16 protein-coding genes are annotated in these 25,931 nt (G+C 67.2%); 4 read left to right on the top strand and 12 right to left on the bottom strand.

The window, feature by feature from the left end:
* Positions 1–22: 22 nt before the first annotated feature.
* Genes RRU_RS16065 through RRU_RS20140 form a run of 3 tightly spaced genes read left to right on the top strand, consistent with a single transcriptional unit; the run spans position 23 to position 4,642 of the window.
* Entirely contained in the window at positions 23–1,603 is a 1,581-nt protein-coding gene (locus tag RRU_RS16065; RefSeq protein WP_237703782.1) for an FAD-binding oxidoreductase, read from the top strand.
* On the top strand, positions 1,600–2,382 hold the full coding sequence (locus RRU_RS16060; protein ID WP_011390859.1) for a metallophosphoesterase family protein: 783 nt from the start codon (positions 1,600–1,602) through the stop codon (positions 2,380–2,382). The genes RRU_RS16065 and RRU_RS16060 overlap by 4 nt, the downstream gene beginning before the upstream one ends.
* Positions 2,383–2,395: 13 nt before the next feature.
* Positions 2,396–4,642: a cyclic nucleotide-binding and patatin-like phospholipase domain-containing protein gene (locus tag RRU_RS20140; RefSeq protein WP_011390858.1), complete on the top strand. Its 2,247-nt coding sequence runs from the start codon at positions 2,396–2,398 to the stop codon at positions 4,640–4,642.
* A 22-nt stretch (positions 4,643–4,664) separates the two neighbouring features.
* Here RRU_RS20140 and RRU_RS16050 read toward each other — a convergent pair whose 3' ends face one another.
* From RRU_RS16050 to RRU_RS16040, 3 genes are all read right to left on the bottom strand, one after another.
* Positions 4,665–10,610: an AMP-binding protein gene (locus RRU_RS16050; RefSeq protein ID WP_011390857.1), complete on the bottom strand. Its 5,946-nt coding sequence runs from the start codon at positions 10,608–10,610 to the stop codon at positions 4,665–4,667.
* Between the two features lie 65 nt (positions 10,611–10,675).
* Entirely contained in the window at positions 10,676–11,662 is a 987-nt protein-coding gene (locus RRU_RS16045) for an NAD-dependent epimerase/dehydratase family protein (protein ID WP_011390856.1), read from the bottom strand.
* A gap of 63 nt (positions 11,663–11,725) precedes the next feature.
* Complete coding sequence (locus tag RRU_RS16040) at positions 11,726–12,979, bottom strand: glycosyltransferase family 4 protein (RefSeq protein WP_014626514.1); 1,254 nt, start codon at positions 12,977–12,979, stop codon at positions 11,726–11,728.
* A gap of 327 nt (positions 12,980–13,306) precedes the next feature.
* Here RRU_RS16040 and RRU_RS16035 point away from each other — a divergent pair, with 327 nt between their 5' ends.
* Complete coding sequence (locus RRU_RS16035; protein ID WP_162470629.1) at positions 13,307–13,612, top strand: VanZ family protein; 306 nt, start codon at positions 13,307–13,309, stop codon at positions 13,610–13,612.
* A gap of 32 nt (positions 13,613–13,644) precedes the next feature.
* Here the strand turns inward: RRU_RS16035 and RRU_RS16030 are convergent, their stop codons facing one another.
* From RRU_RS16030 to prsT, 9 genes are all read right to left on the bottom strand, one after another.
* Positions 13,645–14,844 (bottom strand): TIGR03087 family PEP-CTERM/XrtA system glycosyltransferase, encoded by a 1,200-nt coding sequence (locus RRU_RS16030; protein WP_011390853.1) that lies wholly within the window; start codon positions 14,842–14,844, stop codon positions 13,645–13,647.
* Positions 14,845–14,886: 42 nt separating this feature from the next.
* Positions 14,887–16,233 (bottom strand): PEP-CTERM-box response regulator transcription factor, encoded by a 1,347-nt coding sequence (gene prsR, locus RRU_RS16025; RefSeq protein WP_011390852.1) that lies wholly within the window; start codon positions 16,231–16,233, stop codon positions 14,887–14,889.
* A complete protein-coding gene (prsK, locus tag RRU_RS16020; protein WP_011390851.1) occupies positions 16,230–18,296 on the bottom strand; it encodes an XrtA/PEP-CTERM system histidine kinase PrsK in 2,067 nt (688 codons plus the stop codon). Before prsK ends, prsR begins: the two co-directional genes overlap by 4 nt.
* 15 nt (positions 18,297–18,311) lie before the next feature.
* Positions 18,312–19,763 (bottom strand): TIGR03013 family XrtA/PEP-CTERM system glycosyltransferase, encoded by a 1,452-nt coding sequence (locus RRU_RS16015; RefSeq protein WP_011390850.1) that lies wholly within the window; start codon positions 19,761–19,763, stop codon positions 18,312–18,314.
* A gap of 204 nt (positions 19,764–19,967) precedes the next feature.
* Complete coding sequence (locus RRU_RS16010; protein WP_011390849.1) at positions 19,968–21,116, bottom strand: nucleotidyltransferase domain-containing protein; 1,149 nt, start codon at positions 21,114–21,116, stop codon at positions 19,968–19,970.
* Positions 21,113–21,994: an HprK-related kinase A gene (locus tag RRU_RS16005; protein WP_011390848.1), complete on the bottom strand. Its 882-nt coding sequence runs from the start codon at positions 21,992–21,994 to the stop codon at positions 21,113–21,115. The genes RRU_RS16010 and RRU_RS16005 overlap by 4 nt, the downstream gene beginning before the upstream one ends.
* A 50-nt stretch (positions 21,995–22,044) precedes the next feature.
* Complete coding sequence (locus RRU_RS16000; protein WP_011390847.1) at positions 22,045–22,368, bottom strand: HPr-rel-A system PqqD family peptide chaperone; 324 nt, start codon at positions 22,366–22,368, stop codon at positions 22,045–22,047.
* Between the two features lie 8 nt (positions 22,369–22,376).
* Positions 22,377–23,048 (bottom strand): hypothetical protein, encoded by a 672-nt coding sequence (locus RRU_RS15995; RefSeq protein WP_011390846.1) that lies wholly within the window; start codon positions 23,046–23,048, stop codon positions 22,377–22,379.
* A 65-nt stretch (positions 23,049–23,113) separates the two neighbouring features.
* Complete coding sequence (gene prsT / locus RRU_RS15990) at positions 23,114–25,915, bottom strand: XrtA/PEP-CTERM system TPR-repeat protein PrsT (RefSeq protein ID WP_011390845.1); 2,802 nt, start codon at positions 25,913–25,915, stop codon at positions 23,114–23,116.
* Positions 25,916–25,931 lie beyond the last annotated feature (16 nt).

The following is a 25,931-nucleotide window of genomic DNA, read 5'->3' as shown; positions in this document are numbered from 1 at the left end:
TTTTATGCTGGAGGATCGGGTCTTGACCCTTCACGCCTTCCTTGAGGGCGCGCGCGCCCTTCTTCCCCCGGCCGCCATTCTTTTCGGCGAGGCGGTGACCCCTTTTCTTTCCTCGACCAGCGGCCATCGCCGGCGGGTGCCGCTGCTCGTGCGGCCGACAAACACCGGCGAGGTTCAGGCCCTCGCCCGCCTTGCCACCACCTGCGCGGTGACGCTCTATCCGATCAGCAAGGGGCGCAACTGGGGCCTGGGCTCGCGGCTGCCCGGCTGCGAGGATTGCGTGATCCTCGATCTGGGCGGGCTCGACCGCATCAATGCCATCGATGAACGGTTCGGCATCGCCGTCATCGAACCCGGGGTGACGCAGGCCGCCCTGGCCGACGCTCTGGCGGCGCGGGGCTCGGCCTTCTTCCTTGATGTGACCGGATCGGGGCGCGAGACCAGCGTGCTTGGCAATACCCTGGAACGCGGGGTGGCCTATAATTCGCTGCGCGCCGAATTGGTGCAGTCGCTCGAGGTGGTCCTGGCCGATGGCAGCTTGCTGCGCACCGGCTTCGCCCATTATCCGACCAGCCGCCTGGGCGGGCTCAGCCGCTTCGCCCCCGGGCCCGATCTGAGCGGGCTGTTCGTTCAATCCAACCTGGGCATCGTCGTTGGCGGAGCGGTGGCGCTGTTGCCAAGGCCCGAGCGCCAGATGACCTTCATGGTCTCGGTGAAGGACGAGGCGCGGCTTCCCGCGTTCTTCGACGCCCTGCGGGCCCTGCGCCGCGAGGGAACCCTGAGCAGCGTCGTTCATGTCGGCAACCGTCGGCGCAGCGAAATCACCCTGACGCCGCTGGTCCATGCCGAGATGGCGGCGCGCGGGCGCGATCCGACGCGGGCCGAGGCCCAAAAGCTGACCGATCGCTTCCTGACCGGCCGCTGGAGCGCCATCGGCTCGGTGATGGGGCCGGCCGCCCAGGTTCGGGTAGCGCGCCGCCGCATCGCCCGGGCTTTGGGCGGCCTTGGCGCCGTGCGCTTCCTGTCGCCGGGCTTTCGCCGCTTCGCCAAGGCGCTCAGCGCCCGGATCCCGGGGCTGGGCGACGTCAATTGTTTCCTCTGCGCCGTCGATCCCTTGCTTGACCTCACCAGCGGCCGGCCGACCAACGCGGCGCTGCACAGCACCTATTGGCCCCATGCCGATCAATCCGAGGCGGCCGCCGATCCCGATCGCGGGCCGGGCGGCATCGTCTTCGCCGCCCCCGTGGTGCCCTTGGACGGCGCGGCGGTGCGCGAGGCCGTCGACCTGACCTATGAGCTTTGCCGCGCCCACGGCTTCGAAGCGGCGATCACCCTTAATCTGATGAACGACCGCACCCTGGAAGGCGTGGTCAGCATCGATTTTCGCCGCGACGACCCCGAGAACTTGGCCGCCGCCCATCGCTGCCTGCGGGCGCTCAACCAGGGTTATGTGGAAAACGGCTTCACCCCCTATCGGGTCGATATCGATTCGATGGATCTGGTCGTCGATCCGGCCGATCCCTTCTGGGCCACGGTGTCGCGCCTCAAGCAGGCCCTGGATCCGGCGGGGGTGGTGGCGCCGGGCCGCTATTGCCCGCCATGAGCAACGAAGGCGGACTGCTTGCCCTGCTGCGCGGCTGGTTCGGCGGCGTCTCGGCCAAGCGCTGGCGGACGCCGCCCTCGACCCGGCTTTACGCGGTGGGCGATATCCATGGCCGCGACGATCTGCTTGAACGGCTGATGGCGCGCATCCTGGAAGACGGGCGCGCCGGCGCCCCCGAGCGGCGGGTGGTGGTGTTCCTTGGCGATTATGTCGATCGCGGTCCGGGAAGCGCCGATGTTCTCGACCTGCTGGCGGGCTGGGCCCCCCCCGATCTCCAGGTGGTCTGCCTGAAGGGCAATCACGAGGCGATGATGATGGCCTTCCTGGCCGAGCCCGAAGGCGGCAAGCGCTGGATCGCCTCGGGGGGGGCGGCGGCTTTGGCCAGCTATGGCATCACCCTGGCCTCGACCAAGGGCGGCGATCTGCGCCGCGCCGGCGAGGCCCTGAACCGGGTTCTTCCCGCCCACCACCGGCGGTTTCTGGAAGGCCTCGCCCTGTCGCATGTCGAAGGCGATTACTGTTTCGTCCATGCCGGCCTGCGCCCCGGGCGCGCCCTCAAGGATCAGGATGCCGATGATCTGTTGTGGATCCGCAAACCGTTTTTAACCTTCGAGGGGACCTTCCCCCACATGGTGGTCCACGGCCACACCCCGTCGCGGGAGCCGGTGATCCGGCCCCACCGTCTTGGCATCGATACCGGCGCCTGGACGAGGGGGATGCTTACCTGCGTCGTTCTGGAAGGCTCGGAACGGCGTTTCCTCAGCGTGAAAGACGACTGAGAGGAGTGGAATTATGGGTGTTTCCCCTTTTCCGGGCGCGCTGTGGCCGACTTTGCGCCCGCGCTCGCCGGCCTTTCTCGCCCGTCTGGGCGATCTGGCGCCCCTGCAGACGCCCGCGGCCGGCGACCAGCCGTTGTTCCGCCGCGGTGATCTGATCGAAGGGCTGTGGTTGATCGAGGCCGGCGCCCTGCTGATCGGCGAGGGCGCCGGCGAGGGCGCGGGCGCGGGCGCGGGCGACATCCCCGCCGGCTCGATGGTCGGGGCGCTTCAGGGCGATCCCCCCCACCGCTATCCCTGCGAGGCCCGGCCGGGGGCGGGCTGCCGTTTGCGCTTCCTGTCCTTGGCCGACGCCGCGATCCTCGCCGCGCTCTGGCCCGCCGACGGGGCCGGGCTGGCGGCGGATGTCGAGCGCGCCATGGCCCGCCTGTCGCTGCTGATCGCCTTTGGCGACAGCATCGTCTATCGCGGCCTGCCCACGCCGCTGCGCGTGCTGTTGGCCGAAAGCGCCGAAATCGTCCACCTGCGGGCCGGCGAACGTCTGGTCAGCGCCGGCGAGCGGCTTTCGGCGATGGTCATCGTCGTCAGCGGCCGCCTGCGCACCCAGCGCAACGACCCGCGCTATGATGGGGGGGATGCGCGGGGCAGGGGATTGAAGAACCGCACCCAGGAATTCGGACCCGGTCAAAGCCTGGGGGAACGGGCGACCATTCTGGCCGAACCCCAGGCCGAGGAGGTGGTGGCGACCCGCGACACCGTTTTGGCCAAGGTGCCCGAGGCGGCCTTCCTTAACGCCCTTCACCGCTTTCCCGAAGATATCCTGCGCTGCACCCTTGGGGTGGCGGAGCAAAACTTCGGCAAGGCGGCCCGTGGGCGTCGGCAATCGGGGGGAACGCTGCCCTCGCTGGCCCTGGTCGCCGCCGATGGCTCGGTCGATCTCGCCTTCGCCGCCCGCGCCCTTGGCACGGCGCTTGAGCGCCGGGGCAGCCTGCGCATCATGACCCGCGACGACGTGATCGCCGCCGGCTTCGGTCCGGCGGTGCGCGATTATCCCCAGGTCATTCCCGCCGTCGGCCTGCTCGACTGGATCAGCGATCAGGAACGCCAGCATTCCTGCGTGGTCTATGTGGCCGGAGCGCCCACGGAGTCGTGGACGCGGCTTTGCGTCGCCCAGGCCGACCGCATCGTCGTTGTCGCCACCAACCGCTCGGGGTCTCCGGAACCGATCAAGGCCCTGCTCGCCCCCTTTTCCGAGGGCGCCGAGCGCGAGGTGACCCTTGCCCTGCTCCGCCCCCCCGGTCAGCGCGGTTGGCCCGGGGCCGAGGGCTGGCTGGGCGCCCTGGGCGTCGAGTCCTTCCAGCCGATGACCGAGGGCGATCCCCGCGACTGGCATCGCATGGCCCGCTTCCTGACCGGGCGGGCGGTGGGCGTGGTGCTAAGCGGCGGCGGGGCGCGCGGCTTTGCCCATATCGGCGTGTTGCGCGCCCTGGAAGAGGCGGGGGTGCCGGTCGATGTGGTCGGCGGCACCAGCATCGGCGCCCTGGTCGCCGCCCTTTATGCCAAGGGGATGGGGCTTGACCGAATCACCGACGCGATCATGGCCATGGTCAAGCGCAGCGAGCAGATCACCTTGCCGATGGTGGCGCTGACCTCGGGGCGGCGCTTCACCCAGGGCCTGCGCGAGTTGTTCTCCGACTTGCTGATCCGCGACCTGGACCGCACCTTTTTTTCGGTGTCGTGCAATCTCACCACCGCCGAAACCAAGGTCCATCGCGACGGACCGGTGTGGCAGGCGGTGCTGGCCAGCAATTCGCCGCCCGGGCTGTTTCCGCCGGTGGTCATCGACAACGAGCTTTACGTGGATGGCGGCCTGCTCAACGGCCTGCCCATCGACGTGATGATGCAGCTGAACGAGGGTGGCCGGCTGATCGTGTCCGATGTCAACGCCAATGCCACGATGGCGGCGGCCGAATGCCACGAAGACGGCCTGTCGGGCTGGGAGGTGGCTTGGCGCAAAGCCAACCCCTTCCTTGATCCCGTCGCCATGCCCGGCATCCGCGAAATCATCGGCCGCTCGATGGCCATCGGCAGCCTCGCCCAGCGCAAAAAGGTGCTGCGCCGGAAAACCGACCTGAAACTCTGCCCGCCGGTCGGCGGCTTCCCGATGCATGGCCACAAGAAAGGCGTCCAGATCAGCGATATCGGCTACATCTCCACCCGCAACGACATCGTCGACTGGTGGGCCCGCCAGACGATCACCTAAGGACTCCCCCCATCCCTTCCCATCACACCGGCAAGGCCCGGGGGGGCAGGGGTGGGGGAGGGGGGGGAAGGGAGGTTGCGGCGTTGAGGCGGGCGACCGCTTCGGCCAGCGAGCCGACATGGTCGGCCGAGAACATGCTGCCGTGGAAGCCGCTGGCGTCTTCCCAGGCCAGCCGCTTGGCCCGCAGCCGCCAGGGCCAGAACAGCACCGCCGAGAACGGACGGGCGGCGCGCGAGCGGACCACCGTCACCGTGCCACCGAATTTTTGGCGGCAATAGGCCGCCGCCTTCAGGTGGGCCGACAACCCCTCGTCCATGAAGAACCGCCGCAGCCTGCGGCCGAAGGCGAAGCGCATCAGGCGGTTGGTCCAGCGGAAGGTCACCATGGCGCGCAGCAGGTCGTGGAGCCTTAGGTTGAGCTTCATCAGGAAGGGGAAGACCGAATCAAGCAGTACCAGATGGTCGATGGCCAGCCCCTCGGCTCGCAGGGTGGCGGCCAGTTCCAGGCCGATGACCCCGCCCACCGAGAAGCCGGCCAAAGCGAAGGGCCGGGCGCCGAAGCGCTGGAGCAAAATCTGGCGATAGGCGGCGATCAGCTCGGCCAATCCGGCCGGGCCGGCCGAAAGCAGGGCGGGGGGGAACAACCCCCAGACATTGGCCCGGGGGCCCAGGGCGTCGGCCAGGGCCTTGAGGCGGCGCAGGTCGCCAAAGCCGGCGGCGATGCAAACGAAATCCGGGCCGCTGGCGGTGGTCGACAGCCGGGTCAGGGTGGGCGCCTTGTCATCCCGGCCGCTATTGCCCGCCAGGATGGCGCGCGCCTGCTCGCGGACGCTGACATTGCGCAGCAAGGGATCAAGGGCGATGACCCGGGCGCTGATGTCTTCCACCATGGCGCAGACGCGCAAGGCCAGCAGCGAATGACCGCCGCGTTCGAACAGATCGTCGGTCACCCCCAGGTCGGGTTGGGCGAGCACCTGTTGCCAGCAGCGCAACAAGGTGGCCTCCAGCGGTTCCTGCGGTCCCAGCGGCGCGGTGGCGGCGGGCAGGGCGGGGCCGGTCGCCTCGGGGATCTGGCGGTCGAGGGCGGCGCGATCGATCTTGCCATTGGCCAGGCGGGGCAATCCCGACACCGCGCGCAGCGTCGTCGGCCGCATCGCCGGCGGCAGGCGGCCGGCCAGATCCTTGCGTAAAGCCTCGCTATCGATGTCCTGGTCGCCGGTCACGAAGGCGTGCAGGGTGCTGACCCCGGCGCGTTTGGCGGCGATGACGGCGGCCTCGCCGACCAGGGAATGGGCAAGCAGCACCGCTTCGACCTCGGCAAGGTCGATGCGAACCCCGCGGATCTTGACCTGGGTATCCTGGCGGCCCAGCACCTCGATCCGGCCATCCGATCGCCATCGCCCCAGGTCGCCCGAGGCGTAGACCCGGCTCTCGCCGTGCTGACGGAAGCCGCCGCCCGTGCCGATCACCGCGCCATCGGCGCCAAGATATCCCAAAGCCAGACCGATGCCCGACAGGTCTACCATGCCGATGACGCCGGGCGGGCAGGGGGCGCCGGTGAGATCGACGATCGCCACCCGCGCCCCGGCGACCGGTCGGCCGATGGGCAGGATGCCGTCCTCGGGCAAGGTGTCGGCGGGGCCGACCCCCTGATGGGTGCAGAAGATCGTCGCCTCGGTCGGGCCATAGAAATGCTCGATGCGGGCGCCGGTCTGCTCGACGAAGGCGCGGGCGACGGCGTTGGGCAGGGCCTCGCCGCCGGCGACGATGCGGCGGAGCGCCAGATCATCGCCCTTGCCTCCCAGACCCGCCAGAGCCTGCCCCAAGGGGCCCACCATGCCGGAAATGCAGGTGGCGACGGTGATCTTGGCCGATAGCAGGGTCTCGGCGAGCCGGCGGGGCGAGGAACGCACCTCGGGATCGGCGATGACCAGGGTGGAGCCGGCGAGCAGCGGCGCCAGGGTCTCCCACAAGGCGGGATCGAAGATGGTCTGCATGCTTTGCAAGACCCGCTCGCCGGGGCCGAGGTCAAGGGCTTCGATTTTCCACAGCAAGCGGTCGCGCAGCCCGCCCTGGGCGACGACCACGCCCTTGGGCTTGCCGGTCGAGCCCGAGGTGAAGATGACATAGGCCGGGGTGGCGTCGACCTCGCTCAGGGCAACCAGCAGGGTCGACAAGGCCGGAGTGCGAGCATCGGGGTCGGCCGGGACCAGGGTCGGCAGCTCGGCGAGCGGGGGGAGGCCCGGGGCGGCCATCACGACCTTGGCCCGTGCGCCTTCGAGCAGGGCGTGATTGCGTTCGGCCGGGTGGCTGGGATCGAGGGTCAGAAACGACAGGCCGCGAACCAGCGTGGCCAGCAGGCAGGCCACCCACAGCGGGCCCGCCGCCATATGCAGGGCGACGACATCGCCCGGCCGCAGGTCCAGGTCCTGCAACTGGCTGGCGATCGCCGCGACCTGCCCGCCCAGGACGTCATAGGTCCAGCGCGTCCGCCCCGCCTCAAGGGCGACGCGGGCGGCGTGGTCGCGGACGGCGCGGACGAACAGCGCGCCCAGCGACCAGCCCTCCTCGCGCAGGGCGAGGGCGGCGCGCGGGCCGCTTTCCCATTGACCCATGCGCTCAAGGACCGACGCGGCCATCGCCGGCACCCCCGACAGCGGCAGATGGGGCGCCTCGGCCAGGGCGGTGGCCAAATTCCCGATCATCGTCGGCAGGGCCTGACCGATGGCGGCGGCGACGGCGCCATCGTCGATGGCCAGATCAAGGCGGGCGCCTCCCCCGCCTTCGACGAAGGTCAGGGCAAGCGCCGCCTCGCCCTCCTGGGGACGCAGCAGGAAGGGAACCGGCCGGTCTTGCGCCACGGCCAGGGCGCTGGCCAGATCGCCCTGGAAGCCCTCATCGACCCCGACATGGGTGAACACGCATTGGAGCAGCCTTTGCGCTTCGCCGGGGCGCACGGCGGCGCGGACGATTTCCGAGAAGGGCAGCAGCCGGTGATCGAGCGTCGTCGACAGGGCGGCCATCGCCTGGATCAAAACCCGGTCGAGCGGGGCCGTCGCCTCCAGGCCAAGATGCAGGCGGACGGGCAAAGGATTGGCGAAATAGCCGATGGTCATCGCCTGCCCGGCCGGGCGATTGGTCGAAACCACGCTGACCACCAGATCGTCGCGGCTGGTCAGACGGGCGAGGGCAAGGACGAACAGGCCGAACATCAACCGCGCCGGCGGGCTGCCCAGCACGGCGGCCGAGCGCTTGAGCCCGGCGAGGCGGGACGGGCTTATCGGCAGGGAAACGATGCGCGGCCGGGGCGCCGGGCGGCCGTCCCAGCCGGCCGGGGCCAAAGGCAGGGGGTCGGGAAGATCGGCCAGCGACTGGCGGAAAAAGGTCAGGGCGCGCCAAGCCTCGGGGCGGCAAAGATAGGCCTCTTCCTCGCCAACGGCTTCGGCGAAGCGATCGGCGGCGGGGGCGTCGTCCGGGGCGGCGGTCGTCCCGGCGTCGATCTCGGCGGCCAGGGCCTTGCCAAGCAGGACCAGGGCGCGGCCATCGGCCAGGATATGGTGGAGGGCCAGCACCAGCAGGGTCGATCGCCCGTTGCGCAGCAAACCGGCTCGCCAGGGGGGGCCATCCTCCAGGACGAGCGGTTGGCGCAGGAAGGCGTCAAGCGCCTCCTCCCGCCCTTCGTCCTCGCCGTGCCAAACGATGGGCGCGATGGTCACCTCCGGTTGGGCATGCACCACCCGCACCGGATCGTTTTCGCGCAGCCGGAAAACCGAGCGCAGCAGCGGATGGGCCAGCGAAAGCCGGTCAAGGGCGCTCTGGAGCGTTTGCGGCGGCGTCTCGCCGACCACCACGCCCAACGACAGGGTATTGCCAACGCTCTCGGGCGCCCGGCGGGCGGCGACCCACAGGGTTTGCTGGCCGCGTGTCAGCGGAACGACGTCGCGGGCCACGGCGGCGGGGGGCGGAAACAGCGCGAGGCCGCCGGATTGCGGCGAGGACCCGATCGCCCGGGCGATCTCGGCCAGGGTGGCGGTCTCGGTGAAGAAGGTCGAAAGCGGCAAGCTCGTGCCAAAGGTCTCGGCAACCCAATCGGCCAGTTCGGCGGCGCGCAGCGAATCAATGCCGAGCGCCACCAGCGGCGTATCGGCCATCGGCGGCTTTTCCAGGCCAAGCAGGCGGGCGGCTTCAAGACGCAGGCGTTCGAGCGGCGGCGTCTGGGGATCGGCCGAAGCTGGCGCCGGCCCGGCCTCTTCGCCCTCGGCGGGACGGCCACCCCGGTCGTCGTGCACGATGGGCAGGGCGTCGCGGGCAAGCAGAAGGCCGGTTTCCCGTCGCCGGATCTTGCCGCTGGTCGTGCGCGGGATCGAGCCGAAGCGGACGAAGGCGATGCGCGAGAGGGCGGTTTCGGTGGCGTCGGCGACGGCGGCGCGCATCTGGGCGCCGAGCAGCGGGAAATCGCGCGCCCCTTGGCCGCGCGCCACCTCCTGAACCAGAATGACGCCGCCCTCGTCGGGCGCGGCCAGGGCGACGGCCGATCCCGCCACCTGGATCGGCGAGACCAGGGCCGCGTTTTCGATATCGTCGGGGGGAATATTGCGCCCGCGCAGGATGATCATGTCATCGGCGCGGCCGACGACGAACAACTGGCCGCGATCTAGGAAGCCGACATCGCCGCTGCGCAACCAGCGATCGCCGCGCCCGGCCAAGCGGGCGCCGAAGCGCTTGGCCGTCATCTGCGGCTGGTTCCAATAGCCTTCGGCCAGATTGGGCCCCGACAGCCAGATTTCGCCCACGCGGTTGTCGGGCAGCGGCTGGCTGGTGGCGGCATCGACGATGGCGATCTCCATGCCCTCGACCGCCGGGCCGCAGCTGGTCAGGGCCTCGCCGTCGTCGCTCTGGCGGGCGATGCCGGCGAACAGGGATTGGCGATCGTAGCGCCGCACGTCGAGGGACTGGGTCACCGCCTGAACTGAAACGATCAGCGTCGCCTCGGCCAGACCATAGCAGGGGCGCAGCGCCTCGCAACGAAAGCCGCTGGCGGCGAAGACCCGGGCGAAGCGTTCAAGCGTCGCCGCCCGCACCGGTTCGGCCCCCGAATAGGCGGTGGTCCAGCTTGATAGGTCGAGAGCGGCCAGATCGGCGGGCTGGGCCCGTCTGGCGCAGAGATCGAAGCCGAAATCCGGTCCGCCCGAGGCCTGCCCCCGGTAATCGGAGATCGCTTGAACCCAGCGGATCGGCTTTTGCAGGAAGGACGACGGCGCCATGAAGCTCAACTCGCCGCCGACTGCCACGGTAATCAGGATATTGCCAAACAGGCCCATGTCGTGATGGACGGGAAGCCACGACACCAGACGCGCCCCATCGGGGGCGCGCATGCCGGATTTTTGCTGGGCCAGATTGATCAGGGCGTTGCGATGGGAAATCACCACGCCTTTCGGGGTGCCGGTCGAGCCCGAGGTGTATTGCAAAACCGCGATATCCCCGGGGGCGACCGCTTCGACCATAGACGGATCGGGGGTGGCGCAGGCGGGGATATCGGCTACGCGAACCCACTCGGTTCGGGCGAGCGGAGCGTCGTCGCCGCCGCCCAGGCGGTCGATCTGCGGCGGCTCGACGACCAGGGCCAGCGGCGGCGCGCAATCGGCGAGAATGCCGCGGATGCGCGGCAAGCCGCGCGTTCCGGTGGGTGGCGGTGCCGGCACGGCGATGGCCCCGGCCAGAAAACAGCCAAACAGGGCTTCGACGAAGGCCATGCCGGTGGGCAATAAGATCAGCACCGGCCGCTTGGCGCAGCCCTTCGCCAAAAGAAACGTGGCGATATCAAGGGCGCGGCTGGTCAGCGCCCGATAGCTGCGAACCTCCGGCCCTCCCCCTCCGTCATGCAAGAAGCGATAAGCGCAGCTTTCTTCAAGAGAAGCTGCGCGATCGAGAAGCATGGCGCCCATGGTGGCCCAGCGGGGGGCGGGCATGGAAGGGGACTGGGCGCTACCGGACAGGACGGGGGGGGAAGGGGAAGGGATCACGGTGCTGACGCCTATGGAGTTGGGGCCAAGGTTGCGGCGGGGGGAGAGATCGACAGCGTCCGCGCCAACCCGGCGCGCAAAGCCACCGCCGGCTTGGGCAGGATGCGGGCCAGGAAATCGGCCTTGCCGTAGGAATGTTCGATATCGGCTTCGCGCGGCGGGGCGTGAACGACGGGAACGCTGCGGCCGTGGACCTCCATGATCGTCCGGGCCAGATCCATCACGGTGGTCGGGCAGCCGGTGCCGACGGTTTCCACCGGTCCGCGGACGCTGGCCTCGTTCCAGGCGGCGAGCAGCCCCTCGATGACATCGCCGACATAGACGAAGTCGCGGCTTTGGGAGCCGTCACCAAAGACGGTGATCGGCTGACCGTCGCGGAGCTTGCGATTGAAGAGGGCGATGACGCCGCTATAGGGCGAATCGTCGGATTGCCCCTCGCCATAAACGTTGAAGAAGCGCAGGCCGAAGCTTTTCAGCCCATAAAGCCCGCCGGCCACCCGGGCGTGGGCTTCACAGGCCAGCTTGTCGACGCCATAGGGCGAGATCGGCCGCGTTGGCGAGGCCATGGTCAGCGGCAGGGCGACCGGATCGCCAAAGACCGCCGAACTCGAGGCGTAGACCAACCGCCCGCCGCCGTTATCGCGCAGACCTTCGATCAGGCGCAGGGTTCCCGTCTGGTTGACGGCATGGCAATCGACCAGGGCGCTGACCGACAGCGGCACCGAGGCGATGGCGGCAAGGTGGAAGCAGCCTTCCGTTCCTTGCAACGCCTTGCGCACCAGAGCCGGGTCGGTGACCGAGCCGACGATCAGGCGGACCCCCCGGGGGACCGTGTCGCGGCGGCCGGTGCTCAGGTCGTCAAGAACGACGACCTCGGCCCCCAGGCCAACCAGGCGTCGGCACAAATGGCCGCCGATGAAGCCGGCGCCGCCGGTGACCAGCACCCGCCGGCCACGCCAAGCGGCATGGCGGGCATCGATCTCTGTGAGGGCTGTCATGGTGATCTCCTTATGATTTTTTGTCCCTGCGCGTCGCGGTCCCGCTGTCCCTTGGTTTGGGATCTACCGCGGCGCGCCGGGGGGATCGTCCGCTGCCCGGGAGGAAGGGCGGGCCGCCGTCGGACCAAGGGGCCCTGCCGTTCCGGCGGCGGGGCGCCGGCGGGGGCAGGCGAGAAGCGCGGCTTGGGCGAGGGCGACGACCCGGCGGGCGTTGTGATCCCAGGTCAAGCCAAGGCGGGCGATCGTCGCCCGGGCGCCTTCGGCCAGACGGCGGCGCTCCTCGGGGTTGGCGATCAGGCCGTCGAGCGCTTCGGCGAAGGCTTCGCCGCGCTCGGCGTCGAACAGACGGGCGTTCACGCCATCGGTCAGGATCTCGCGCAGATTGGGCTGGTCGGGAGCCAGAATGGTCCGCCCCATCTGAAGGTATTCAAAAAGCTTGAGCGGCGAGGCATAGGCGGTGACCGCCGGCTGCAGGGCGATATCGAAGGCGGCGACATGGCCGGCGATGCGGGCGTGGGGCAGCACGCCGGTAAAGCTGACGCGCTCGCCAACGTCCATCTGCTGGGCGCGGGCGAGCAGATCCTGGCGCGCCGGGCCGTCGCCGACGATCAGCAGATGGGCCTGGGGGGTGCGGGGCAGCGCCTCGATCACCCGGTCCAATCCGTGCCAATCGCGGACGAAGCCGGTGAAGCCGAGAACCAGTTTGCCCTCCAGACCAAGGGCGGCCTTGGCTTGGTCGCCCTCGGGCAAAGGGCCGAAGGTTTGGGGATTGATGCCATTGGCGATCACGCTGATCCGCCCTTCGGCCACGCCGATGGCGCTGATCTGGCGGGCGAGCACGGCGGTGACCGGCAGCACGCGATCGGCGCCTTTCCATGACACCCGCTCGGTCCAGCCGGCCAGGGCGCCCAGGGCCAGTCCGCCGTGCCGGGCGCGCTCCTCGCGCAAAGGCGAATTGACCTCGAGGAGAACCGGCAGGCCGCAGGTTCGGCGAATCCAAGTGCCGGTCGGCATGAAAAGGCTGTAGCGTTCATAAAGAACGTCGGGGCGGTGGGAAAACACCGCGCGCAATAAACGAAAATAAGCAAACCCGGAATACAGGAACTCCAGAGCTTCAAAGGCGGCCTTGGGAAGTCTTTTGCGCAAAGTGGCGATCAGCCCGCCCGTGGTCTTCTCGGCCGAGGGTTCGCCCTTCGCCACCGCCGGCGCCACCACCACCACCTCGTGACCGTCGCGCCGCAGGGCGGCGATCATTTCGGTGATATGAACGGCGCATCCGTCGTTGGCCTGGGTTCGGTGGTGATAAAGGATTTTCACGATAGCGCCCCGGTTGAGGGTGAATGGATCACAGTGCTGACAAGAATCCCGGGTCAGATGGGGCGACTGGCGCGAAACCGGGGTTTCCGGGCCGTCGAAAACTTTAACTAGAATAATATAAGAATTGAGTCTGGGATTTGAATTCCCCTTTACGTTTCTTGCCCGAACAGACAAGGTGTTCTCATGTCACTTCCTGATAGGGACCCGCTTTCCCCGCCGGTGGCCGCGGCCCCTTTGGGCGATCGAATCAAAGCGCGCTCTTCACAGGATCGGGCCGTCGGTTTGTTTGCCGTTTTTCTGCGAAGCTCTTGGGTTTGGCTTTGCATTGTGCTCGCGGTGTTGACGATCACCATCGGTTCCCTTGCTCCGAACATGGGGCCGCCGCCCACCTTCGGCTTTGACAAGATCATTCATGCTTCGGCCTATGGCGGCTTGGCGCTGCTGTTGGCCTGCCGCTTGCCGCCCTGGTTGGCGGTGTGCATGGCCGCCGGGCTTGGTGGCGGGTTGGAGATCGCCCAAGGCTCGATCCCCGGTCGACTTGGCTCGTGGGGCGACTTCGCCGCCAATGGAACGGGCGCGCTGGTCGGTGTTTTTGTCCGCGTTCTTTTGCAGAAGCTGATGCGGCGGAGCTAGACCGGCGAGCCTCCATCGACGGGGGGGCGCCATCACGGCAGGCCAAGACAGGCGCCCAAGGGGGCGATGGTCCGCTCCCAGGCGAAAGCATCAAGCAGATAGCGCCGCGCCCGCTGGCCGAGGGCGGCGGCTCCGGGGGCCAGGGCCTCAAGCGTGGCATCGGCGAAGCCCCGGGGTGAAAGCGGGGCGACCAGAAGCTCGGCGCCATCGCCCGCGCCGATCCCTTCCACCGCTTCGGCCGAAACCACCGTCGGCCGGGCCATCGCCATGGCTTCCAGAACCTTGTTCTGAATGCCCCGGCCGAGGAACATCGGGGCGACGGCCACATCGGCATGGGCGAGATAGGGGCGGATATCGGCGACGCGGCCGGTGACCGTGACCCCGGGATGGCGGTCGAGGGCGCGCACCGCCGACGCGGGATTGGCGCCGACGATCCAGAATTCGGCGGCCGGCCGGGCGGCGCGGACCAGCGGCAGGACCTGGGAGGCGAACCAGCAAACCGCCTTGACGTTGGGCTCGTAATCCATCGCTCCGGTGAAAACCAGCACCGGTTTGCCCGGGGAATAGGGATCGGCATAGGTCAGGGTCGGATCGAAGAAAACGGTATCGATGCCGTTGGACAGGGGGTGGATGCGCCCGGCGCTTTCGGGCGCCAGCGTGCCAAACAGATCGGCCTCGGCTTGCGAAACGAACAGCGAGGCATCGACCCGCGCGGCGATCTGGCGGTCGTACGCGAGCAGGCGTTTGGCCTCGCGGGCATAGACCCAGCGCCGTGGCCCCTGGCGATCGCGGGCATAGGCCGCCCATTTCTCGGAATCGACATCGACGAAGTCCATCACCACCCGGGGCGGGGCGGCGGGATGACCGACCACATATTGGGCCATCGCCGAGGAAAACAGGAAGGCCGCCGCCGGGCGGCGGGCCAGCACCCCGTCGACCCAGCGCTGCATGCGGCGATCGCGGTAAAAGGCGATGCTGAGCGGGGTGGCGCTGGGCAGCGCCAAAAGCGCCCGCCCCGTCGCCACCCGGCGATCCAAGGGCAGCACCAGGGCATCGGCGCAATAGCGTTTCAGATCGGCCTCGAAGCCGCGATCTTCGGGATCGTCGACGAAGGTGCCAAGGTGAATGCGGTGGCGGCGCGCGAGATGGTCAAGAATATGGAACGAGCGGATCTTGTCCCCCTTTGTGGGAGGGAAGGGGATGCGCTGGCACAGGAAAAGAATATCGGCCATCACTGAACAGTCCTGATGTCCCGGCCTGATGTCCCGGGGTCATTAAACGTGAATGTTATGGGTCTCGATCAAGTCGTATAAAGTCGGTCGGCTGATGCCGAGATACTTGGCCGCCAGCGAAAGATTATTGCCCGCCAGCAACAGGGCGGTGGTGACCGCCTGATAATCGGCCCGACGGCGGCTCTCGCGCAGGGTGGGCATGGCGCCGCCGACCAGATCCATATCCTTGGCGGTCACCAGCCGTCCCTCGGCCAGAACCACCGCCCGTTTCACCCGGTTTTCCAGTTCGCGGACATTGCCCGGCCAGGGATGGGCCGACAGGGCGACCTGGGCGTCGGAGCTGAAGCCGGTCACCTTGCGGCCCATGCTGGCGGCGAAGGAATCGAGAAAATACTGGGCGAGCAGGGGGGCGTCTTCGATGCGGTCGCGCAAAGGCGGCAGGGCGATCTTCACCTCGTCGAGGCGGTAATAAAGATCCTCGCGGAACTCGCCCTTTTCGATCAAGGCGCCAAGATCGCGGTTGGTGGCCGAAACGATGCGGACATCGACCTCCAGGCTTTGCCGGCCGCCGACCCGCTCGATCACCCGGCTTTGCAGGAAGCGCAGCAACTTGGCCTGAAGGGGTGGCGGCATATCGCCGATTTCATCAAGGAACAGGGTTCCGCCATTGGCCTGCTGGATCTTGCCGGTGGTCTGGCGCAAGGCCCCGGTGAAGGCGCCCTTCTCGTGGCCGAACAACTCGCTTTCAAGCAGGTTTTCGGGGATGGCCGCGCAGTTGATGGCGACGAAGGGTTGGCCGGCGCGGCCGCTGAGCTGATGGAGGGAATGGGCGAAAACCTCTTTGCCGGTGCCGCTTTCGCCTAGCAACAGCACGTTCACCGTGGTCGAGGCGACGCGGCGCACCATCTGGCAGACCGCTTGGATGGCGGCGCTTTCGCCGATGACATTGGCCAAGGGACCGGCGTGGCCGGCGCGGGCGAGCTGGCGGTTTTCCTCTTCAAGGCGGCGCAGATGGGCCGCCCGGGCGGTGATCAGCCGCAGATGCTCGATGTCGACCGGCTTGGGATAGAAATCATAGGCCCCCAGGCGAATGGCCGACAGGGCATGGCGGTGGTCCTCATTGCCGCTTGAGACGATGACCTTGGTCAGCGGATTAAGCGAGATCAGCCCTTCCAGGGTCGCCAGCCCCTCGCCCGCGCCATTGGGCTCGGGGGGCAGGCCTAGATCGAGGATGACGATGGTCGGCGGGGTGCGCGCGGCGATCTCGAGCGCCTTGGCCCGATCGGCGGCGACATCGATCAGCCACTCGTCGGAGAAGCTCCACTTGAGCTGGGACTGCACACCCAGATCATCCTCGACGATCAGCAGGCGGGGGAGCGGTTCGGTCATGCCGCACCTCGGCGGGCCTGGGCGGTCCTATCGGGCAGCAACACGGTCATGCGGGTGCCCCGTCCCCGGTCGGAGGTGACGGTCAACTGTCCGCCCATGCGGCGTACGATCTCGCGGCACTGGAAGGCGCCGATTCCCAAACCCGTTGATTTGGTCGAATTCAGCGGTCGGAACAGGCCGTCGGCGATAAAGGCGTCCTCCATTCCCGGCCCCTCGTCGGCGACTTCGACGATTGCCTGACCGCCGCCTTCGCGATGGGACAGGCGCACCGTCCCTCCGGTGGTGGCGACGGCGTCGATGGCGTTTTGCAAAAGGTGATCGAGAACCGATGCCATCTCGCGCCCCGAGCAGACGATGGCCGAGTTCGGGGCCCAATCCGGGGCCAAGTCGACCAGCAGGTCGGGTTTCAGGGCCCGCCAGCGCTCCCCGGCCTCGCGCACCACCTCGGCCAGCGGGACGGCGGCGGGGGACAGGGCCGCCGGGTCGGGGGTCTGGCCGGCGGCCTTGAGATCTTGAAGAAGTTTCTGAAGGCGATCGGCGGAATGAACCACGGTGGCGATCATGTCCTTCTGGAAATCCGGGTTGTCGCCAAAGCGCTCGGCGTTTTTGGCCATCAGGCACATCTGGCTGACGACGTTTTTGATGTCGTGAATGACGAAGGCGAAGCGGCGGTTGAAGGCGTCCAGGCGCTGGGCGTCGGACAGCCGGTTGAGGGCGCGTTCTTCCGACAGATAGCCCGCCGCGTGGCAGCCGACGGTTTTCAATATGTCGAGGTCTTCCCACACCAGCTTGCGCGGCGCCCGCAAGGGGCCGAGCACCAGCACGCCTTGCAGTTCCTCGCGCAGGATCAGCGGCACGCAAAGCCCGGCGCGGGGATGCTCGGCCAGCCAGTCGGGCAGCGTCAGGCCGGGGTAGCGGTCGGGGAAGGTCAGGGCCTCGGAAAGGTCGACCACCCAGGCCTGGCTTTGCAGATAGCGGCAGAGCGAGGAGTCGAGGGGAATGGCCGGCAGCGGCGAGGCCCCCATGTTCCAGCGGGCGGTCGGCAGCAAAACGCCATCTTCGACGCTGCGGGTCCACAAGGCGCCGCCGGTGCTTTCGATGATGGCGGCGACCGCCTTGACGATGCGCTCGTGCAATCCTTCGCTGCCCGCCCCGGTGATGGTGGCGGTGAAGCCCAGCCATTCGTTGCGGTAGTCATAGCGGTATTTGAAGAAATGCTTGCTGACGATCACCCGCAGGCGGGCGCGCAGCGCGCCCGAGGACAGGCCGATGCCGAGAAGCGCCAGAGTGGCGAAGAAAAAGACGATCTCAAGCGGCCCGCCCCAGGCGCCGCCGATATGGCGCAGGTAGTAGCCGATGGCGGCCATGCTGACCAGATAGAGGCCACAGGCGACCAGGATCATCGATTGGAAGGCGGCGCCATGGGACAGGTGCAGGCGTTCGGAATGGCCGTTCAGCCGGCTGATCGAAACCGTCGCCATCAGCGCCAGAAAAGCCGCGACGTAGCCGCGCGCCGTCAACAGATCGATATCGAGGCCCCCCATGACCAGGGCGGTCGAGAAGAAGTAAAGATCGAAGCCGAAAAAGCAGACCAGGGCGATCGAAAGATGCTTGATCATCCATTTCTGCTGCTCGCGGGCCGAGCGGTAGAGTTGCTCGAGCAGGACGAAGCCGGCGATGGTGTAGAGCAACAGGCTTGATAAGGTCAGCGACCAGAAGGCGTCGCGATCGTGCAGGGCGGCGTGGAGGATGACGGCGCCGCCGCCGAGGACGATGGTCAGCAACGAGACCGCCAACAGCCGCCGCTCGCGGTTTTCAAGAACGATGGCCGCCAGCAGGCCGATCCAGCAGGCGGCGCGGCCGATCTCGGCCAGGACGAAGGCCCAATCGGGCAGGGGAACCACGGCGCGGGCCGCGGTCACCCCCGCCCACAGGGCGCCGGCGACCAAAGGCATGGCCAGAACCAGCCTTTCGCGACCGGTCCGCCTGCGCCCGCTGACCGCCTGGACGATCAGCACCAGGAACGCGGCGCAGGCCAGGCAATATCCGACGACCATCACCATCAAGCGCCCCTTTCCTTAGCGGACGACCGCCCCGGCTTTCTCCTTCGATCCCTCCGGCCATAGAACGACGCGGAAGGTTTGGAACAAGATGATGATGTCGAGGAACAGCGAGCCGTTCTTGATGTAGTAAAGGTCGTAAGACAGTTTCTGTTTGGCGTCGGCGACCGAGGCGCCATAGGGATAGTTGATCTGGGCCCAGCCGCTGATCCCCGGGCGCACCGCGTGACGCTCGCCATAGAAGTCGAGTTCCCGGCTGAGCTCTTCGACGAAGACGGGGCGTTCGGGGCGGGGGCCGATGAAGCTCATGTCGCCGCGCAGCACGTTGAAAACCTGGGGGATCTCGTCGATTCGCGTGCGGCGCAGCAAGGAGCCGACGCCGGTCGCCCGCTTATCCTTGACGGTGCCCCAGACCGGGCCGTTCTTTTCGGCGTCGATCGGCATGCTGCGGAACTTGATCAGGTTGAAGGGCTTGCCGTTCACCCCGACCCGTTCCTGGCGGTAGAAGACCGGTCCCGGGCTGCTCAGCTTCACGGCGATGGCCGCCGCCACCAGCACCGGCAGGCTGAGGATGACCAGCAACAAGGCGGTGATCACGTCGAAGAAGCGCTTGGCGATCATCCGCCGGCTGCTGTTGCGAAAGCCTTCCGAAAAGATCAGCCAACCCGGCCGCAGGTGATCAAGATCGATGCGTCCGGTCTCGCGCTCCCAGAAGGAGGCGTATTCGGCGACATGAATGCCCATCAGCCGGCATTCCAAAAGATCCCAGACCGGCAGGCCGAAGGTGCTGGAATTGGCGCGGCGGCGTTCGCTGGCGGCGAAGATCACCTCGTTGATGTTGTGGTCGGCGCAGATCTTCAGAAGATCGTGGCGGGTTTCGATGCAATTGCGGTCGAAGACCCGCCATTTTTCGCCAAGGGGTGCGGGGTCGTCGCCCAGGGCGACAAAGCCGATGATCTCGTAATGACGATAGGGTTGCGAGGTTTCCAGCGCCGCCAGCCGATCGGCCATTTCGCCCGTGCCCAAGACCAGGATCCGCCGACGAAACGCCTTGATCCCCGGAATGCGGAAGCAGATTCCCCGGCCGAGAACGACCAGGAGCAGGGCGGCGGGAATGCCAAAGGCGGCGGCCAGATAAAACGGCGATTGATCCGTGGCTGTTATCTCGCCGTAGGCGAATGAAACAAACAATACAGCCAGAAGGATAAGAGGTAATGTTAAAGCAATGCGCCAGATGAATTCTTTAAAGTCTCCAAAGAGCCTTTGATTGTATAGGCCAAGGGATCCGGCGGCTATAGTGGCGGTCAGAGCCAAAAGGATGACCATAGAAAGCTTCTCTGGAACAGGTATGTTAAAAAAGAAGCTCATTATGAAAATAAAGGAATAGAGAACGCACATGAATATGAGCGTCTCATACAGGGCTAGGGTTATGGATAGTGTGGATATGTGGTGACCGAGAATTTTTATCATGGATATACCTTTCTCTAATCTTCCATATCGCGTTTGCGGGGGCGCTCGCCGTATGGCAATGGCTGAAAGGTATCGATTCGATTCTCGAGAGGTATCAGGAGATATCGAGTCGATTTGCCGCATGATATAGGAGAGAATGCTCAGAGAAAACACTATTTATTTTATAGTTCCGCTTAAGAAAGGGATTGGAATCTTTGTTTTGTTTCAGACGTCTTTATTAGCCTTTGGTAAGTTTTCTCTAAGTCGATTTTTGCTTAAGGAAATATTTATACGAAAAGAAATTTTGGTAGCGAAATGATACGCCAGAAGAAGGGGCGGCATCCTCAGGGCATGGCCTCGGATATAAAGAAAGGCATTGCCCAGACGGGCGCCTATAGGTTGATCGGCGGGCAGGTTCGGCCAAAATGTCTGGGTCAGAATGCCGTCGAGGATCGGCCTTTTCTGCGGCGACGCAGCACGCGTATCGAGGGGGCCGACGGTGAGAGGGAACAACCGGGCAGCGTGAAACAGCGCATGGGCTACAGGTTTTTCGACTCCGCTGGCGCGGGCGACCTCGGCCAGGGTCTCCAGCCAGCCCCGATCGCCCCGTCGCCCCTCGCCGAGAAGCAAGGCGATATCAGAGAGATCGCGCAGTGCCCGGTCGAATTCGCCGCCGTCAAACAGGTGAACGGCGCTGTGGACCACGAGATCGGCAAGGGTGGGGTGGCGAACGCCGTCAATCGCCGTGGGCCGGGCGCGGGCCATCAGGGCGGCGGCGTCGACCGGGCGGCGCGCCGTCAAAGGGGTCAGCGCGTGGTGGACATCGATGACCGTGCCGCGAACGGCGTGGCGGAGCGGTGGGATCTCGTGCATCCAGCGGCGGTAATAGCCCCGGTCATAGGCGTTTTTTTCCGTTGGATGCCAGCCGGCGATGATCAGGGCGTTTTCGACCTCGGCGAGGCGGGCGCGCGGTACGCAGAAATCGATATCCTGGAACGTGCGGCCCCAGCCCGCCGGCAGGGCGGCCTGCACATAGGCAGCACCTTTGAGCAGGACCAGCGGAACGCCCAGCGGCCGCAGCGCCGCGGCCAGCTCGGTGATCTCGAAATGCACCTCGCGCTGATGGCGTTGGGCAAGGAGCAGGGCGCTACGCAGATGGCGCGCCGGCGCCGCCGGCAAAGCCGGGGTCAGGCCGGCGGCATCGATCAGATACCCCAGGCGGCCCAGGACTCCGGCGTGGCGGGCCAAGGGAATCAGCCGGTCCCAGGTGGCGCCATCAAGCTCGCCCGCCCGGCGCGGGTCGTCAAGAAGCGCGGGCAGCAGGCGCGACGGCGTGGTGGGAAGCGGCGAAAGCAAGGGGGGCATCGCGGTCATCGGGTCACCGCCAGACCGGCCAGCCGCTCCAGGGCCTCATCGAGATCGCCATAGGCGAGGTCAAAGCAGGCGCAGCCGCCGACGACATCGGCCAACCGGTCGAAGCCCGCCTGTCCATGGACGGCAAGGTTATAGCAGTTGCGCAAGACATCGAAGGTGGCCGAGGCCATCGGCCGGGGCGTCAGGGTCAGCGGCGCGCCGGCTTGCCAGCGCGGAAACAAGATCCAGGCCGGGGCCACCCGATGGCTGCGGCGGACGATGGCTTCGCGCGGCGGGCGCATCAGGCCGATGGTGCCCTTGGGCGTGCCGGGGATCGACGGGGCGAAGGTCGCCCGCGGGGCGCGGGCGCGAATGACTTCGATCGAGGCGTTCTTGAGGCTGACCGGCCGGGGAATCGGGCTGAGCAAGCCATCCGTCACGCCGATCAAAGCCATTTCATCCGACAGCAGGCGCCAGCCGGCGGCGACCATGCCGGCGCAAAGCGTGCTTTTGCCCGAGCCCGGGGGGGCCGGCAACAGGGCGGCCCGGCCGTCTTTTTCCAGCACGGCGGAATGAAGAATGACGTGATCATGGGCCAGGGTGGCGATGCACCAGTTCAAGGCCCATTCGAATAGGATGGGGGCGTGGGCCTCGGGCAAAGGCTCGAAGGTCGACAGGCCATCAAGCCGAAAGACCGCCTGGCGCCGCCAAGGGCGCAGCCAGCCGCGGGGGGCGGCGATGTCGATATGGAAATCATGGAAGGCGTCGTCGCTCAAGGGGGCGTCGTCATAGAGAAGCCGCAGGCTGCGCAGCAGGGAGGGAGCGCGGGTTTTCAGGCGGACCTGATAGGGACCGATGACAAGGCCAAGCCCCTCGCCGCCGGCCCGCCGGCGTAACACCCGGTCGCTCAGGTCGCCTAAAACGGCGATGTCGTCTAAGGGGGGGGAGCCTAAGGGGGGGGAGATCGAAGGATCCTCCGTCTCAGCAGATCGTCAAAGGCCTGGGAAAACCAGGTGACCACCTCCTCCGTCCAGCCATCGGCCAGGGTTCGGGCGCAGTCTGCGCCCTCCAGGGTGTCCCGGGCGATCGCCGCCATCGGCAAGTCGGCGTCAAGGGGCGTCGCCTGGGCTAGGGCGGTCAGGTCGTTATCAAGCAGATGAACGTCGCCCGACAACGGGTCATAGACCACCGCCCCATCGGGCCAGATCCGCCACGACAGATCGGCGCGACGGCGGACCCTCTGGTCGAGGGGGCCGGGGCTGTCTTCCGCCACGGGCGTCGTCACCCCCGCCGATAGGTGTTGTCGAGGAACTCCTTGACCTCGGCCAAGCTCCACGACTGGCCGGTCGAGCGCAGGAAATAACCCCGGCGATGGGGCGAACTGCGATGGCTGAAGGCGCCGGCCATCGTCCGCAACTCGCCCAGCGGCAAGGTGATGGTGCCGCGTTCGATGTTGAGATAGGCGGCGCAAAGCGCCTTGCCGAAATCATAGCGGTCGCCGACCTTGCCGGTCAGAACATCGGTGAAGGTGACGGTGCGGTCCCAGTCTTTTTTGCCATCCCCCCAGGTGGTGCCGAGCAGGCTGGCGAAAACATAGCCGTCATAGACCGAGCGGCCCTCGCGGCGAATCGACTGCCCCAACTGACGCGGCGAGGCTCCGCCCACGCATTGGTCGCTGTGATCGAGCGAGGTTCCCCCCGGCGCGGTGATCGACCCATAGGCCGAAGGCGTGCAGGCCGGGCCACCGGGGCTTTGGGCCATCGCCGGCCGGTTGGACAGGGTGGCGACCAGTGGTGGAACAGCCAGGGCGACGCCGACGAAGCGTCGGCGCGATAGGGCGCCGGCGCCCGGCGGGACGGTGGTCGGGGTGGCGGCGTCAAGGCCGCCGGGCGGATCGGAGGCGGTCGGCGGCAAGCCGGTCGCTTCGAAGGATGGGGGCGTGATGTCGGTCATGGGTGCTCCGCTTTATCGCAGAAGGATCGACAGAAAGGCATTATGACGCCCGTTCCGCGGGAACGTCATCCCTGCAACTCGGATAAAAGCGCCCGGGCCTGTTCGGCCCCCTCGAAGGCGTTGTTCTTGTCGAGCAAGGCCCGCAAACGCTCGCCGGCCTCGTCTTTCTTGCCCGCCGCCGCCAGGGCCTGGGCGAGGTGCAGGCCATAGGTGGGCGGGGCGTTGCGATCGATCGTCGCCAGCCGCAGGATCTCGACGGCCTCGCTGGCCTTGCCCATCTTGAGCAGGATCTGGCCCTCGGTATCAAGCAGCGCCGGCTGTGGTCCCCCCGAGCGTCGGGCGATGACGATCTGGTCATAGGCGGCCGAGGTCTGGCCAAGACGGAGCATCACCTCGGCAAGGTTGTTGCGGGCGATCCAGTCGTTGGGAACCCGCTCCAGCCCTTTTTCCAGGGTCGTCTTGGCCTTTTCCAACTGATTGGCGGCGATCTGCTGGGTCGCCAGCGACAGGCGGCCGGGGTAGTCATCGGGGTTCTTGGCCACCCAGTCTTCAAGCAGGCTGCTTGCCTTGGCGCCATCGCCCTTTTCATTATAGGCCGAGGCCAGCAGCATGACGAGATTGCGCGGACGGGTGTTGGGATCGGTCAGCGAGGCTTCAAGGAAGGTGATGGCGCTGGCCGGCCCCTCGGCCTTGGCCAGATAGCGGGCGCGAACCTCCTGGGCCCGGGGATCGCCCGGGAAATCCGTGGTCACGCCCTCGACGGCGGTCTTGGCGTCGCTCAAAGACCCGCCATCAACGATCATGGTCGCCAGCATCACCCGCGAATCGACATGATCGGGCTGCAGCTTGACCACCGACTCCAGGGCCTCCTTGAGGCGGGGCGGGTCGTTGAGATTGAGATAGGCGGTCGCCAGCAGATAATAGGTCAGCCCGCTGGGTTTGATCGCCACCGCCCGGCGCAGCACATCGGCCGCCGCCGTATAATCGCCGATCAGCAATTGGGCCTTGCCCAGGGCTTCCATCACCGCCGGAGTATCGGGAGAAATCCGCAGGGCGTCCTGGGCGACGATGATTGCCGCCTGGGGACGGGAGGTCGAGGTCAGCAGCGACGCCAGATTGCTGGCGGCCTCCATGTTGGCCGGATCGCGCTCCAGGGCCTGACGCAGCCATTTTTCGACGGCGACCAGATCATTGCGCTTATTGGCCACGGCGGCGGCGATCATCGCCATCGCCGAATCCCCGGCATTAGTCCGCAGATAGCCTTCGACCACGCCGCGGGCGCCTTCGGTATCGCCCGACTGCAGGGCGGTCAGGGCCAGATTGCGCACGGCGTCACCGGCCGTTGGCTCTTTGCGAACGGCGGTTTCGAAGGCGGCGCGCGCCATGGCGGTGTCGCCCCGGCTGGCCTGGATCATGCCGTCCATCGTCCAGCCCCAGGCGCGATCGGGATATTTCCGCTTGGTGTCCCCGGCCAGGGCCTCGGCCTTGTCGAAGTCCTTTTTCTGCAGCAACGAGGAGAACAGCAGCAGCAGCGCCTTCTTGTCGTCGCCTTCAAGCTCGGCCGCCCGGTTCAAGGTGTCTTCGCCGGCGGTGGTGTCGCCGCGCGCCAGTTTGACTATGCCGAGATTGGTCAGCAAGGCGGGGTCGTCGGGGCGCAGAACAACGGCTTTCTGGTAATAGCCTTCGCTGTCGGCCATGGCGGCGGCTCCTTGGGCGGCGACGGCGGCCATCGCGTAAAGATCGGCGGTTTCGCCGTCACCGGCGGCCAAGGGGCGGAGCAGACGATAACTTTCGTCGTCGCGGCCCAGTTTCAAAAGGGCGGCGGCGCGCACGGCATCGGCGGTCTTGTTGCTTTTGCCCTCGGTCTCGGTCAGCCCGGCAAGCAGCCGCGAGGCCTGTTCGTATTCGCCGATGTTGTATTTGACCACCCCGGCCAGGAAAATCGCCGGGCGCAGGGTCTTGGCCAAGGCCAGGGCAGCGGTCAGATCCTTGTCGGCGGCGGTCATATCGTTGGTGCGATAGGCGGTGAGGCCGCGCAGGTACAGCGCCCAGGGGTGGGCCGGAATATCGGCCAGCACCGTATTGAGCGTCTGGCGGGCCTCGGCGTTCTTGCCGGCCTCGATCTGGGCCTGGGCCAGCGACAGGCGGATCAGCGGGTTGAGCGGCAGACGGGCCGCGGCCTGGGAGAAAAGCCCCTCGGCCGCCGCCGGATCATTGGCGCTGAGCGCGGTATCGGCCTGGGCCACCAGCACATCGACATCATCGGGCGCCGCCGCCGCCGCTCGGGCGAGCAGGGCGCGGGCGGCGTCCTGATGGCCGGCCATGGTTTCGATCTGGGCCGCGCCGATCAGGGCGTCCTTGTCGGCCGGGTCGATGTCGAGGGCTTTGTCCAGGGCCAGCCGCGCCGCCCCGTCCTGGCCTTTGCCAAACAGGGCGAGGCCTTCGATGGTCTTTACCGCGCCGACCAGCTCGGTTTCCGGGATGGAGCGGGCAAGAGTCAGGGCTTCGTCAAATTTCTGCTGAAGGATTAGGGATTTGGCCAGGGGACGCAGCCATGTCTCGGCCGGCGCCCCACCGTCGCGGACCTCCTTGAGCAGCTTTTCGCCCGACCAGACATCGCCGCCCGAGAGCGTGATCTCGCCCATCAGGATCTTGGCGTCGCGGTTGTCGGGCGCCGCCTTGAGGGCGTTGCTGACATGGATCAGCGCCGCCTTCTGGTCGCCGGCCCGCCAAGCGGTGATAGCGCTGTCATAGGCCTTGGCCGAGGCCCGCGCCTTGTCTTTGGCCTCGTCGTTGCAGGCGGCGAGCGCCAGGACCAGGGCGAGGGCGCTTGTCGTCGACCAGAACCGTTTCAGTGACCGTGCCATTATCGCTCTCCGCTCC

This window comes from Rhodospirillum rubrum ATCC 11170 (assembly GCF_000013085.1).
Lineage (GTDB): Bacteria > Pseudomonadota > Alphaproteobacteria > Rhodospirillales > Rhodospirillaceae > Rhodospirillum > Rhodospirillum rubrum.
The sequence above is the reverse complement of the archived record's forward strand: the minus strand, read 5'-3'. Positions and strand labels throughout refer to the sequence as shown.

What these genes read in the sequence shown, in the direction of transcription:
- RRU_RS16050 (WP_011390857.1), bottom strand. Translation starts at nt 10,610, where the DNA reads ATGCCCGCCCCCCGCTGGGCCACCATGGGCGCCATGCTTCTCGATCGC.
- prsK (WP_011390851.1), bottom strand. Translation starts at nt 18,296, where the DNA reads ATGGTGATGGTCGTCGGATATTGCCTGGCCTGCGCCGCGTTCCTGGTG.
- RRU_RS16030 (WP_011390853.1), bottom strand. Translation starts at nt 14,844, where the DNA reads ATGGCCGATATTCTTTTCCTGTGCCAGCGCATCCCCTTCCCTCCCACA.
- RRU_RS16010 (WP_011390849.1), bottom strand. Translation starts at nt 21,116, where the DNA reads ATGACCGCGATGCCCCCCTTGCTTTCGCCGCTTCCCACCACGCCGTCG.
- RRU_RS16015 (WP_011390850.1), bottom strand. Translation starts at nt 19,763, where the DNA reads ATGATAAAAATTCTCGGTCACCACATATCCACACTATCCATAACCCTA.
- RRU_RS20140 (WP_011390858.1), top strand. Translation starts at nt 2,396, where the DNA reads ATGGGTGTTTCCCCTTTTCCGGGCGCGCTGTGGCCGACTTTGCGCCCG.
- RRU_RS16060 (WP_011390859.1), top strand. Translation starts at nt 1,600, where the DNA reads ATGAGCAACGAAGGCGGACTGCTTGCCCTGCTGCGCGGCTGGTTCGGC.
- prsR (WP_011390852.1), bottom strand. Translation starts at nt 16,233, where the DNA reads ATGACCGAACCGCTCCCCCGCCTGCTGATCGTCGAGGATGATCTGGGT.
- RRU_RS16045 (WP_011390856.1), bottom strand. Translation starts at nt 11,662, where the DNA reads ATGACAGCCCTCACAGAGATCGATGCCCGCCATGCCGCTTGGCGTGGC.
- prsT (WP_011390845.1), bottom strand. Translation starts at nt 25,915, where the DNA reads ATGGCACGGTCACTGAAACGGTTCTGGTCGACGACAAGCGCCCTCGCC.
- RRU_RS15995 (WP_011390846.1), bottom strand. Translation starts at nt 23,048, where the DNA reads ATGACCGACATCACGCCCCCATCCTTCGAAGCGACCGGCTTGCCGCCG.